The organism is Parachlamydiales bacterium (assembly GCA_041671045.1).
Taxonomy (GTDB): Bacteria; Chlamydiota; Chlamydiia; order Chlamydiales; family JABDDJ01; genus JABDDJ01.
Window position 1 is genome coordinate 30,639 of record JBAZCF010000012.1, and the last position, 15,546, is coordinate 46,184.

Genomic DNA, 15,546 nt, shown 5'->3' on the forward strand with positions numbered 1-15,546 from the left:
ATGGCAAAGTGTTCTGCAAAAAAGGTTTATGCGTCAGTTGGGCTTTCCACGTCAAAAAATATCGGCAAGACAAAATGGACTATTGTGAAAGACTTGAAAGACATGCCTACACATGAACAAGGCGGAGTCGATGTCCAGATAGGACTGCAAGGAGTATCTTTTAAACATTCTTCCGGCAAGGAAATCCATGCCGCATACGGATTATATGTTCCTAAAAAGAAAGAATACATTTCGATAGGAGCAACGGCAACACACGAACGATTAACAATGCCAACGACTAAATCTGATATTCAAATACCTAATTCAGTTATATATGATCCGCAACGTTTGGAAAATATTGAAGACCAGACCTGGGAACGTACCCGGCATGCCCAAATTAAAAAGGGATGGGAAGAACAACAGGCCAGATTACTGGAGATACCCGATACCCGTACTATCAATCCTGCAACAAATCAACCAATAAGACCAAATGCCGATCTATTTTCCATTCCGGGTGTGAAGTCGTTTGATCCGGAATTGATCAAAGAAACATTCAGGTTTTCAAAAAAATATGGCGTTGATCCTTATGAAGCATTGGCAGTATTGATACAAGAGTCAAAATTAGGTACAGCCACACATCCGGATTTTAGTGGTAAACCTAAAGATCCGACAAAAGCAAAAGTTCCCGTCGGCAAAGCCAATATTGGTCATGTTCTTGATAAGGAAATCATTGGGCAATCATTAAATCCTATAGAACGTTCCATATTAGGACTTAAAAAAGCAAATGATTCTTACAAAGGAAGATATGCTGAACTTGGTATTACCTATCCTGCTGAAGAAGAAACATACCGAAGATTACAAGTATATAACGGACTGGATAAACTCTATCCCGATACGGAAATTAAATATCATGGCGGGCCTGTTAATGCATTTTATGGTGTCCCTGTGACAAAAGATAATCCAATAGATTTGACTAAAAACCCAATCTACGGAAAAGTAATCGTATCGGTTACTGATGTCTTGCAAAAAAATGCCGATATTCAAAGGTTATACAATGAGATTTACGGTGAAAGTATTGTAAAATAATGAAGCAGAATATTCCTATAGAAGCAGAGAAGTCAGAGTTGATACTCCGTAACGAAAACGGAGACCATGCCATTATTCCGGCACGATACCGTTCAAAAGTCAAGTATCTTTTGCAGCACGGGCACCATAATGCCGTGACCAATCTGGTGAATACATTACCGGTTATGGAAGACTATGCCGAAGATGGGACTGTAGTACCTGCCGGACAATCAGAACAGCCACAACAGGATGGTGAAATTTATTTTGAAATAGAAGGGAAGATTTATTCTTATACCAACCTTAAAAAGAAAGGATGGCCGAATGAAGAACTTTCCAAACATAATACATACAAACGTGCCAGGAGTGGTGCGGGATTTGTGAAAGTCTCCGAAGGAAGACAAGAGAAATCTGTAGAACAACCTTTACCGGAATGGACAAAAGGCCAGACGAAAAAACCTGCCGAGCAACCCGTTTCAGAACAACCCGTAGAACAACAGGAAGAAAAACCAAAAGAACAATCTATTACTGAAGGGAACTTCACTTATATACGTAATCCACAGACCGGAAAAGTTTATGTAAAACATAAGGATGCCAATTCATTCCAGGATCTGGATGAGAAAAGAGTGTCCAGTCCTAATATGATCCCAGTCATAGATGAAGTTGAGAAAAAATTTAACGACCAGTTTGGTATTGTTGATCCATGGCAACAACAAGTAAATTTTGTTTTAAGCCAGAACGAAGATGTGTATAAGACTTATATCGGTGAATTCGACAAACAGATAAAAGAAAAAGAAGATCAGATAAGAAAACTGGAAATATCCGCACCGAAAAGTAATGCGGTACAGATCAGTCCTGAAGGAATACCTATGGTAACCGAACAACCCGGCAATGATGAAGTGTTCAAATTAAGATCACAGGTAAATGATTTAAAACTTTACAAAACAAGACTGGATAAATCTTACAAACAACCGGTAGAACTTTACAACATAGCACGTAAGACCATAAAGGATCATGGTGAAATGGTACAGAAGGATTACACCAAAGATCCCGTTCAGGGGATGAATGATGTGTATCGTTACCGTGCTCCTATACTTAAACAATATCTTCCGCCGGAAGGACAGGATCAGTTTGAATTCGTCCTGAAACTTCAGGATATCGATGAACAGGTGAGAAAAAATAAAGAGGCCATTCAGTATGAAAAGGATCATCCACCTGAAGCTTCAATGACAGGGAAGAAATCGACTTTGCAGACCCTGGAAGAGAAAAGAAAAGAACTATCAGAAAAACGTGGCAAAATCCGCAGTGAAATACAGGCACACAAGTCCGGTTATATCGGAATACTCGATAAGATAATCGATCAGAAAACACAACAAGTTTCATCAGAACCCGATTTGCAGAAAAGAATGGAACTGCAAAATGAAATACTGGGTTATCAACAGTTAAAAACCACTATATATAAATCACAGGAAGAACAAGTCAATGACCTTTCGAAACAATATGAATCGGAACTGATAAAATTTGCAGACCTTATTCCCAATGTCACCCCTCGGGAAGCTCTAAACTTTTATTTCCAGACGTTGGTCACGCAACAACAGCAACTCATGGATGACCTTCGCCTGGGACAGTCGGCTTTCAGGGACAATATGGTTAACCTCGCATCCAATTTTAAGAATAATGCAAAACTTGAACAGTTATATGGTCCCGACGGTGTTGAAGCGAAGATTAGAACTATTGCCCCTGCATTATTGCTGGATGAATTACCAAAAGAATACCTTACCGGCAATAAAGTGGATCCTGACCAGGGATGGTTAAAACGTCAGGCAGATAAAGCATTCAGCCGTGAGTATCCTTTGGGTAACATTGTTTTAAAAATCGAACAGACCTACAGTCCGCACATGCAGGCTGTCAGCCAAACAGTTTCCCAACAGGCACAGGCGTTGAACTCCGCATTGACCGAATCCGGCATTGACAAGTATTTAAACAATACCGCCAATAAGGTGATACAAGATAAAGCAGATGTAAAGCATTGGAGTAGTGAAGATATCGGAAATATGGTCGGCCCTACTCTTGGCATTCTATTGCCTATGGCCATAGGAAACGTTGCTTTTGCCGGTGTAAAAGCATTGGTGCCTTTTGCTAATATGGTTCGCGGAGTGAAACTGGCCAACAGTGTAAGCAAGGCAAATAAAATTGTAAAAGGTGCAAAACTTCTCGGTGCAGAAATGGCAGAGATGGGTGCCGAGTATAAACTTGGCGGGATGATTTTTTCTGGCAATGACCAGATAAGAAGCGAAGCCGATTTTCAGTCCGGAGCATTCGGTGCTGTCGGGTCCTCTGCAGTCCGTGCCATTCCCATGCCTGGAATTGTAAAAGCGGTATTCGGCAAGAATTCCGGTAAGTTCATGAAACTTCTGCAAAAAAAAGTACAGACTACCGGAAAACTTGTTCCGAGAAAAAGCGCCGACCTTATCGGTAGGGGTTTCGGTGAATTTGGAGAGGAATTCAACCAGACTACATGGCAACTGTATCGTGACACGGAAAACAAGAGTGATTTCAAAGAACAGTTCCAACAACAATTTGGTTCTGTTGATGATTCGTTTCATTTTTTCACACAGACTTTTGGCATGGGTCTTATTTTTGGCATGGGAGGTCATTTAGGACAGGTTTATACAGAAAGTATTAAATCCACTCGTGCGAAAGTCAAGAGTGCAACACAGGCCACGGCAGGGGCAAATTTTGCCACTTCTTTTCTTGCCAAGTATCAGGCCAAAGATATTGCCAGTGACCCGGGCAAATATGACATCGAAACACTGGCAACGGCATATAATGTATTGGATAGTTTTGAAAAGGAAGGCAATATTGATACCAGGGAGAAAACGGCAAAGAAAAAAATTGAAACAGAACTTCGTTCCAGAGATGTTGAAGACATTGAAATTAATGCCATCGCAAAAAAAGCCAGGCTGAACTATACTGCAGAAATACTTGACGCAGCAAAAGATAGCAAACTTGCCAAAGAAGTCCGGCAACAGGCCGATGATGTTGAGAAAAATCTGGTGAATTATAGAAGGGATAGGACTAAAAGAGTAAAAGAAAATCTTGCAGATCAAAATATCGAGGAATTACAAAAGACTTCCGGGACGGTTAATGACCTGACAAAACTTATAGATCCGCAACACTTAAATGTAATGTCTTCCATTGAAAAAGGTGTGCCGGTAGAAAAACCGGCGATGAAAACGGCTTTTGACGGACTGACCCAGACATACCGTCAGTTACATGCGTTGCGTAACAATCCCGCAAGACAGAATACCACCAAACAAATCGAGGATGTCCAGTCGGTTATATCCCAAAACCTTAATGCTATTGTGGATAAATATCAACAGGTGTCGACCATGGATGACAAGGTGACCCTGGATGAAATGGCAAATCTTTCCAATAATATTGCTTCACATATAAAATTTACCCAAGATGCCAGAAAAGTTAAGGAAGAAACTAATGCGAAAAGCCAGAAATCTCGGACTAAAAGGAATGGACGAAAAAGCGAAGGTGTACGGACAGATGTTACAGAAGAGCAACTGGGGGGCGAATCGAAAGAAGAAACGTCGGGGAACGTATCAGAAGAAATACCGTCCGTTCCCGAAGAGACCAGTGTAGAAGAAACGCCTACCGATATTGAACAGGCAAAGCAGAAACTTGCCGATGCCAAGAAACTTCGCAATGAACATAATCGTAAGATCAGTGAACTCACCAGTCAAATCGAATATGATGAACATAATCTTGCGGCACAGTCTGGCCAAACGGACGCGGCCAGTATTGCCGGGGCAAAGATTCTCGAAGAACGTATTACCAAGGCCAAAACCGAAAAAGCGGAATTGGAAAAAACCTTGCCGGATATTAGTAAGGAACAAAGGTCTGTCAGACAAAAAACAATAGACTCCGCTGAAGAACAAGGGTATGTCCATTTACCGGTAGGATCAGACCAACTTCGGGGTGCCGGACTTAAACAATCTCGTAATGAAAAGATTCTCAATACAAGAAAGAATGTAAAAGAAGGAGATGTCGTTGAGATTAGTTATAAAGAAAGAAAAGATTTTACCAAAGAAGAACTTGCATACAAGTCTTCCGTTCACCCGGAAGGGTATGATCATTTGTTGACTGCCGTAGTTAATGGACAGAGTATTGGCGGTATACCATACAGGAGTGAAACCGATAATGCTATTGTCAAAGCAATCAAAGAAGGATTGAAACCAAGACTGGTTATAACGGAACGTCATGGGGAAGGAGTAACCTTTGAGGTAGTAACTGAAAAGACTGGAACGCAAAAAATACTGGAAGAGACTGCAAAAGAAGTAGCCAGTCGTGTTGAGGAAGAACCTTCTGCATACAAAAAGAAAATGAAAGGAGAGGTCGATGAGATCAACAAAGCGCTCGATCATCTTGGACAAAGTTTTAAAGGTCTGTTCAAGATCAAAGGCGATCAGGATTTGAATCTTGGTATTATCCCCAATGATATACGGGACAGCATTTTTGCCGACCTATTAAAGATCGGCGCTGAAGTATTGATCAGGATACCGGCTATAACCGGGGCGGAACTGATAAAGACTATTGGAAAGTTGATTGTGGATGCAGGATATCCCAAAAGATTCTTGATGTACGTGGACATGTTTGCCGACACACTTTTAAATGCTTTGGGCGTCATTAATGATTTAGAGAAAGGATATAACCAGTTCCGGAATAAATTTAATAAGTTCTCTGCAGAGGCATGGTACACCTCTTCAGACGAGAAGATCAGGGCTCTTCGCAAAGTGTTTTCCGGAATGTGGTCAGTTATGTTGGACAACGGCATATTGGAACCGGAACGGGAGATCTATAATCTTTGCCAGGATAAAGCATTTTTGGAATCATTCAAAAATGAAAACAGTGTCTATTACCATATTATCAATAATATCAAACCAGTCAATCCTGAACTGGCAAAAGTCTTACTGGATGATAATGTCATTACTTTTGAAGAGATGGTATCGTTGAAGAATTTCTATTCAGGGCTTACCTTGATGCCGACTTTTTACATTCATCAGTCCAGCACTAAATTTGGCGATAAATTCCAGATACTCAATTCCAATCAGAATGACCGGACACATGACTGGTCTAAAATAATCAAGACTACACTGGAGACTTTGATATATGGCGATATTAAGACCGACAATGAAAAGGCATTATCTACACTTGTGACGGATTATGTAGGACGTGGAAATAAAAATTCTAAAGAAGCAATCATACGGAATAAGTACCGTGGTGATGAAAAGCAGATGCGTGCCGAACTGATCAGTCTTTACAGTGAGTTCCTTTCCAAAATCACTGGTATACACGAAAATATCTGGCGGTATTATTTTAATTCTTCCAATGAAAAAGAGTTTATGGCTGGCAAAGATGGTAAGACGGAAGGTGTTGCTTCTATTATCTATTATTTACAGGAAGGTAACATTGCTTATACAAAAGGTGGAAATGGAACTTATATAAAAGGCGCTATTGATTATTTCCTTGTCACACCTAATATTAAAGGAGTAAACAGCAATATTGTCAAACTGGTGAATTCCACTATGGATTCTCAACATGTCGCTTTGTTCTATAACAATATCAAAGGTGACCGCAAAACCAGTTTTGAACAGTTGAGCGACATTGTTATTTCCGCACGTAATGTGAAAGAAAAACTTGCCCATGCATTTTATCAGGACAATCCTATCCTGAAACACCATGAACAGTCCGGTGAAATACAACTGGGCAAGTTTGATGGGGTATCGAATAAATCTACTAACAATAATATCCTTGCCGACGACCTTTCCGATGAAGACTATATTTTATCCCAGTTATTACTGTTTCATACCGGAGATAAGGCATACCGTCATTTCATAGGACAGTTTGGTGATAAAGGACAGATATATGACATTGAAACGCCAAAGTATGCTGAAGCCAGGAGGACTTACCTGGAACTGTTGAAAAAGTATGAAGGAAAATCCGACATACTCAAACTTATGGCAACCGAAGAAGAACTTAAGGCGACAGCAGAAGAACTTATTGCCATTATCAATGGTAATTCAAGTGCTTTTGGTTTTAACGCAACCACGCCTATAAATGTGATTCGTCAATTCGCCAGGAGTTTTGTATTTAACTATGCTATTAACAAACATTACAGTGACCTTATCTTTCATGGAAGGATAGAACAATATAAGGATATGAACCTTATGGTCAAACGTGCCGGAAGCAGTAACTCGCCGGGTTACGTTCCTGACATGTATATCGATGGTGGAATAGGATTAAACCAAAAACATGCAATTCTAAACAACCCGGTAAGTACAAAAATACAAGAGAAGCTTGGATTAAAAAAGCCATTCGAAACAATGGATGGTATCCAATTCATGACCCGTGACTTTGCTGATAAAATGGAGATATCCATGGGAAGTATCTTTGCCCGGGTGGAAGAATTCAGCAAACTTAACAGCGTGAAATCGCTTTATTCTATTGTTAAAAACAATGGAGACCGGGGACTGACCAAAACCAACCTTGTTATTATCGATGAAATTGCCGATGCCACACCAGGAAAAATATTTGAAAAGATTCATAAAATGATGATTGATTCTGGGGCTGAAACATTATCATTTATAGATAGTGGAACTAAATTTGCCGATGGGCCAGTTAATAATGTTTTTAAAGATGATGAATTTATTGGGATAGAAGGAAAGTTACAAGTATTCGACCGGCCAAACAGCAATTTTTTCATTCAGCAGGATCTCCGTCATGATATCATACCGGAATTCAAGAAACAATCCATACAGACTATCGGGAACTTTATCAATCTTACCAATGCAGAGCAGATAACCGAACTTTGGAATAAGATACAGGAACAGGTAGTGACCAAAGTGACTGCAGAAATGGATGGTATGACCGACCAAGGATTGCGTGATATGTTACTGGAGGAAGTCGACCAGGAACAACTGCCGGAACTGTATGACTATGTGAAAAAAGGCGGTAATGTACGCAAACCCAATCCGTATTTTGAGAGTTTATTGAATGGTATCAAAGCCTCATATATAGGAAGGAAAGCATTGGAACGCCGTGTAAATCGTGTTGCCTTGCAGGAGATACCCGTGGGTGATGTACCATTAAGACCGCCACGGAAGACCGCAGATGGCAAACATGTTTTGTTGGCAGAGATCGCCTGTAACATAAAAGGTGTCCGGTACATGTCCGATTCGCCTTCTTTTACAAAACTGGAAGATGCCATAACGTATATCCGGCAGAATAAACTTGTCGACTTGATGAGTGAGAATCAAGACGGGATACAAATTGTCAATGCATGGGAAATAGAACAGGAAAATGGATTATATTATATCCCTGGAGAACCTGTCATGGTTACCCGTGTACCGGCTGACGACCTGCATTCGCATACCCTTGCCCGGGCCAGGATGAAACTTCGTGATGCAGGGAATGTTATCATGACCGACTCGGAATCGCAAAGTATTGCCGGCAGTGACAACGATGGTGACATGCGTTATTGTGAATCGTTTGTAAAGGCCAAGGACGGTCATATCGTTATCAATGACACTTCTGTTACCGGAATGCTAAACCAATCTATGATGCTTGTATTGGACGAATACAGGAATGTAAGAAACTTTGACAGGATACGCGAACAGATCAGCAAAGACAAGTATGATGCTATTATTAAAAAGGCGCAGGACAAGGCCAGTTTGTACAAACACAATAATTTTATCGATAATGTAAATACCCGCAAGCAAAATGTCGTTGGCGGAAAAGTGATCAGCATAACGGCAAAACTCAATACGACTTACGATTTTATAAAACGACTGAATATAACCTTAAAGAAAACATCTGTTTTTGGCAAAGTGAAAATAACTGGTTTCTCAACAGATAAGTTCAGTCTTTTAAAACACCATATCGGTAATCTGTTAAATCTTGCATTGGACAACGCCAAGGACCCGAAGATAGAGTTTTTAGGATTTAACGAGATTACTGCCGGTATGTTTGTAACTGCACTGGTAAGTGATAAAAGCATGGATGAAATGTCCAAGACTCAACAGGAAACGGCGATTATTGAACGGATAAAACAAATCAGTGAATACTTCAACAGTGGGATAGGACAGGAATTTATTAGACTGGAACGTACCAGAAAACGTTCCGACAGTCAGAAAACCATAAAAGACACCTGGAAAGCATTGCAACATCAGTTTGGCAAAGACTCGGTCAATGAGTTAAAAAATCTTTATTATCTTAACAAAGATGTCAATCAACTCACTACTTTCATCGATATCTCACGCGAAATCCCGCCGAGTGCCGAAGAATTTGCCAAAGTAGACGAAGCCTATAACCGGATAAAAGACAATGACCTTAAGAATATCGATGTTGGCAATGCATTCCCAGGCGGTAACATATCCGTATTCTTAAAAGGTGCACAGGTGTCTTATGAACAGGCCGCAAAACTTGTCTATAGTGAAGCGACCCAGTGGAGTCCTTTCTTTAAAAAGGTTATGAATGAGGTGTTTTTGACTGAACAGGTGTCTGAAGAACAGGATGCATTAGATGTCAGTGGAACCCAGAGTCATGGGAAGAACATTCGCCAGGACGAATATGTGTCGGCTTTCTACAAGTTTTTCAATAAACTTTATTCTATCCTTGCCATGGACAATGGCAGGACGGTAAAACAACTTTACAATGACGTTGTAAAAGCCATAGAAGGTGATATTACGAATAACAAATTCCTTGCTTTATTACAGGTCCGTATCGATACCAAAGAGAATACCAGCCGAATAGAAATACTTTCTAACTATAAAAAGTCCGATATTTCAAAGGAAGACCTGGAGAGGATCCATGAAGATTTCAATGCATTGCCTCTAACGGTTAAGCAAAGTGTTGTGCTTTATTCCATGCATGAATATGGTATCACGGTAAGCAGTTGGGGCGGTAACTATTCAAAACTTTTCCCGGTGGAATTCATGATTGAAATGGATAAAATTATGGAACCGTTGAGGGATTTAATTGTGACGGACAGTTCTGCAGACCAGAACCGGTATGGCAATATCTTTAAGTTTGAATTGAAAAAATTGTTCGGCAAGACAAAGTGGGATTGGAATCGATATCCTTTTGATGTGAATTTGAAAAGAAAGATTGCAGAGGATTTACTGGTAAAGATACAGAATGCACAAAAGGAAAAGATGTCGAATACAGACATTATGAAAATTGTCAATGAAACTGTAAATATCCCAGGAAGACCCGAAGTAAGGGAGGCATATAATGAATTGGTAAAGATGGCAGGTGAGAAGGACTTTGTCGAGTTCCTGACCGACATTGTCAATCGTGGCACTCCTGGTGAAACAAAAAATAAACCGGAAGTAATAAGACCTAAAAAAATCATATCAGGTGGGCAGATCGGTGGAGATCGTGGCGGACTTCAAGGAGCGAAAGATTTAGGTATCGAAACGGGTGGTTGGATTCCAAAAGGATTTAAAACTTCCGAAGGAAACAAACCAGAACTTGGTACTGAATATGGGTTAAAAGAAACAGAAGGTACTGATTATCCCGAACGTACCATGAAGAACGTTGATGATTCCGGTGGAACAATAGCAATATTATGGGGACAAAGTGTTGGAACAGGAAAAACTATCGGTTATGCCCAGACTCATAATTGGCAGTATGGAAATAACAAGTCCAGTGATGTTGGATATAAACCAGTATTGGTTATTACAACTCATAATATTGAAGATGCCGCACAACAGTTAAAAGACTTTGTAAAACGCAACAGTATTGAAGTACTGAACATTGCCGGACATAGAGAGACTTCACAACCAGGTATTCAGGAATTCACACGACAAGTCATTATAAAGGCATTTGGTGAACAACCAAAACAGATGATGGAAATATGGCCATCGGTACAATCTGTCCGGGATGAATTTAAACTCGACCGATGGGTCACCATAGATGACAAACCTAAAAAGATAAAACGTGTCTTTCCCAATGACCAACGCCTTTCAAACCTTGTCGATGCCATTAATGTCAAGTATCCTTACATGGATGCATATGCAGTCCAAATGGCTGACGGTTTCAAAATAGAGATCATAGAAGACTTCAATAAACCCCGGCAACATTCTTCCATCAGTCCTCTTGGTGAACTGTATGCCAATGCCGACCCGGAACTGCAGGATTATATCGTTTCACATTTTGCCAAACTATTTCCCGGTGTAAAGATATTTTCCAGTCGTACAGATTTTGACAAGTTTGTTATAGATTCTTTCGGTTCCTTATCGGATGTGAGTTTGAATACCATTGGAATGACTTTCCGTGGTGCCGTGTGGATCGACCCGGAACGGGCAGTACAGTCCACCTTCTTCCATGAACATGCTCATATTTATTGGGCCATGTTACCCAACAGCAATCCTATCAAAAAGAAATTACTGGAGATGTTCGGCACTGAGGAGGATGCAGTCATTGCCATAGGTCAGGCCGGGACAGAATATGCACAGGTCATGAAAGACGGGAGCAACTGGGAGAAATTCCAAGAACTTTTAAAACAGTTCTGGATTGAAGTTAAAAATGCTTTCGGACAGGTGGATCGCGGCGATGTGGCCATGATCATGGCTAAAAATATTTGGCATAACAAAGACGGTGTTATTCCTGTCTCAGAAAGTCTTAATGCCATTCGGTTCATGAAAGATGAAACTACCGGAATAGACTTCGATGAAGAAAAACACCGATATATTGCTTCTGACGGAAAGACTATCTTAGTGTCCGTAACACAACTGGAGGGGTCCTTACATCAGGTTCTTTTTGATCCGGGGATGCAGGTAAACTATTCCGTTCAAAAAGAAATTAAGGAACGGGCGGAAAAAAACCTGCCAGCATGGTCTGCAGAGGATGTAGAAAAGCGTAAGACGGATTTGATGAACAAATGGGCAAGAAGTCCGGAAATCGGAAATGCCATCCACGCTTCATTACAAGCATTAAGAGCGGGGCAACCTGTTCCAAAGGAATATTCCCGTATGTTTGCCAAAGGAGTCCTGGAAGACTTTACCAAGACCACAGAAGAGCAGTTTAAGATACTCAATCCAAACGGTGATCCGGAACTGGCAGAACAACTTATTGCAAGCGAAGAGGATTTCATTGCCGGACATGTCGATAAACAAATTGTATCGGAAGACGGGATTACCGTCATTGATTTCAAGACTTCGGACAAACGGGTCTGGAACGAGGACGGGGAAACCTTGTCGGATGATTATACCCATGCTATCAATGTCCGCCGATATATCAGTCCTTTTGAAAATATTAAGGACAATAAGCAAAACCATCACAAGATACAAGTCAATCTCTATGGACGTATCCTTGCTAAAATGGGAAAGAAAGTCAAACAAGGGATCATACAACCTGTTTATTATGAACTGGACAAAAACGGTAAGATCAGCAAGGTAGAATTTGAAAAACCTATTGATACCAATTATGCAAAGCATACCGATGCGACCGACCGGATCATTATGAAAAACCGGATCATGCAAAATGATATCCAAAATGGTTATGAACATGATGAGGATGTCCGGTATGAAGGATATAGCGATGTTGCTCTTGACAACCAAAGGACAGCCATGGCGGAACTGCAATCCAGTCTTAACGTAATGTCAGGAGAGACCCTGGCGAACATATCGGAAGATTCGGCTTCACGCATATTGGGTAAGGGACACTTTTTGATTAAAGAACATCTTGTCGAACTCGGATTTTCAGAACAGGAAGTGGCCAAAATGGATCTGTTCACCGCTTTGTCTCATTTTGTCAATGAGGAAGGTCGGCCCGGAGACATTGGTCCCGGCTATAAAAAGGCTGCATTGAAGGATGATCCGGCCATGAAAATACTGGAAGAGATCAAAACATTAGAACGATTGGCCAGTTTCGAATATGAAGACATCAAAAAGTATGAATCACAGTCCAGAGATTACAACTCTCCTTTGGGAATCCTGATTCATAACTATATGATAAAGCAACTGTTTAAACATGCCATGTTGACCGAGATACGCAGGGAAAACCGACCCGGTAACCATGGGTACAAATTGGCAACCGTTTTATTGTATGAATTTACCAAAGGGACTGCCGTAACACAGGACTTATATAAGTCCAATCCATTGATGCGGCTGGTTATGACCGACCGGTTTATGCCGGACAATTTCAAACCGGTACAGTTAATGCAGAACATGATCCGTGAAAAAGGCGATGAAGTGGATCGTCTGACTATGAAAATGGTAGACGAGATGATCCATTTGTCCAAAAAGGTAGACATTAAAAAACTCGTTACCTGGGGTTATAAAAATATACCTTACCTGATGTTGCCTGATGTGGCAGAGAAAAAATTCGGTATTGGTTCTCGGGAGGCCAGGTATGTCCATGCCGTCTATGACTTTTATGCCAAGTACCATCCGTTACATAAACAAATTGCCAACGACCCCAATCCGCAAAACCGTGGCAATGTGCCATTGATCACTATGCCCATGGCCAATATGACTAAGACACAGGCATTATGGCATGGCGGTTTTCATAATCTTAAACTGAGGAAACTTTTAAAACCTGAACCATGGGATCGTCAATATATCGATATTAACACAGATGAAGAATCCCCGCCAAAAATGGTGACATTTGTCGATTACAAACGTGACTATGATATCAAGACCGGCAATATAAAAGAATTGGAAACGTATTATAATGCGGCGAAGAATAGTTTTCAGGCACAATCTTCGTCACAACAAGAATTCTCACGTAAGAGAATTATCGTAAAACACGACTCCAAGGATCATTATGTTAAAATGCGTAACCATCACGATAATGCTGTTATGATGTCTCATATGTCTTCCATGATAAAGAAAAGTCTTATGGAAGATGTGATTCCTTTCTATGATTATATCGATTCCGAATTGTATGGTCGTGGTACGGAAGGACGACCTGGCAACCCTGAATTGAAACATATTCGCAAATATATCAAAAAATTTGTGGACATGCGACTTTACGGTAAACCGGACGATATAGGATTTTTCGACCAGGCTGCCAATCAATTAATGACCCTGACGGCATTGAAAAGCTTGTCGTTTAACCTTGTCGCACAGACCATGAACTTCTTTGTAGGACAGACCGGCGCTGCCATCAGGATGGGGTTGCCAAAATATATCAAAGGTGTTGCCTGGATGACCCAACATTACTGGTCAACCCGGCGTATTATGCATGATCTTAAAATTGTCGACGTCACCCAGGAACATGGATTGGAATACTGGAGTTCGTTATGGCGTAAAGTTATAGGGTTTTCCTTTATTTTTACCGATCTGGTAGAGACCTTTAATCATGGTATTATCCTGGCCGGTACATTGGAAAGAAAACAGTTGAATGCCTTACGTCGTACTGACCTGAATGAATATACACCCATGAACCCGCAATTTAAACGGATCGTCGAAGACAAGATACGGGAAATTACGGGAGATTATGGAGAGAAAAATATCGCCATCGGAGCACACAATACCTGGAACCGGTTTTTCTTCCAGTTCCGCCGGTGGATACCCGCTTATGTACTCACCCAATTTGGAAGTGGATATATAGACCGTAATGGTGTCTTTAAACGCGGCTATATCAAATCCGGCATAACTACCATGAATGTCTTTGTCTATAATTATCTTATCAGTAAAGGAAAGAAACAACAGATCGATAAAGATTATGAACATATTACCGGAAAGAAATTTCCGTCCAAATATAATGAGATGTCCGACCGGGACCTGTTGGTAATGGGAAAACTTTACTATCGTTACGCCAAAGAAGGGCATATCAAGTTTAGCGATATGGATCCGACTGAAAGGGCGAATTTCAAAACATTTTATCGCCAGGTAGGACTACTGGCCATGACCGCCGCATTAATGTGGGGACCATTCTTTGGCAAAGGTGATGACGACGACGAGGATAAAGCACCACTGGGAATAAATCCTGTCGTGTGGAAGTTTTTTAGCCAGATGATTCTGCAGAGACTTACCGGTGATGTGTTGTTTTATTTTTCTGCATCCAATTGGAAGTATTGGATGGAAACGCCTGTGGCGGCATTTAAATATGCGTTAGACGTTTGTAATGCCGCATATCTTACTTCTCTATGGATGGCAGGGGAATTCGGCAATGACGATGCTTACATGAAAGCCAGATACCAAAGTAATGAACCTCCATATGGAATGGAAAGTGAAGTAAAGGCATGGAATAAACTATTAAAAGTAACACCTGGTGGAAGTATGTGGTATAATGTAAAAAAGACAATCACTACTATAGAGGAAGTTCAAGGTAAAAAACAAAAGGACTTGCCGGAATGGATGAAGGAGGAAAAGCCTGAATTGCCTGAAAGATATTTGGAATTGGAAAAAGAAAAGAAAAAAAGTAAAAATAGTAGTACCTTAGTACCGGGAAAACCTGTATATAGAACTCCAGGACAAAAATAGG

General features: G+C 40.7%; 2 protein-coding genes. Both read left to right on the forward strand.

All coding sequences use genetic code 11. The features are described from left to right. On the forward strand, window positions 1-1,065 hold the full coding sequence (locus WC222_11365; GenBank protein ID MFA6916988.1) for a hypothetical protein: 1,065 nt from the start codon (window positions 1-3) through the stop codon (window positions 1,063-1,065). Beyond that, a complete protein-coding gene (locus tag WC222_11370; GenBank protein MFA6916989.1) occupies window positions 1,065-15,545 on the forward strand; it encodes a putative molybdenum carrier protein in 14,481 nt (4,826 codons plus the stop codon). The genes WC222_11365 and WC222_11370 overlap by 1 nt, the downstream gene beginning before the upstream one ends. Window position 15,546 lies beyond the last annotated feature (1 nt).

Excerpts from the sequence above, each read along its gene's own strand:
- WC222_11365 (MFA6916988.1), top strand. The coding sequence starts at position 1 with ATGGCAAAGTGTTCTGCAAAAAAGGTTTATGCGTCAGTTGGGCTTTCC.
- WC222_11370 (MFA6916989.1), top strand. The coding sequence starts at position 1,065 with ATGAAGCAGAATATTCCTATAGAAGCAGAGAAGTCAGAGTTGATACTC.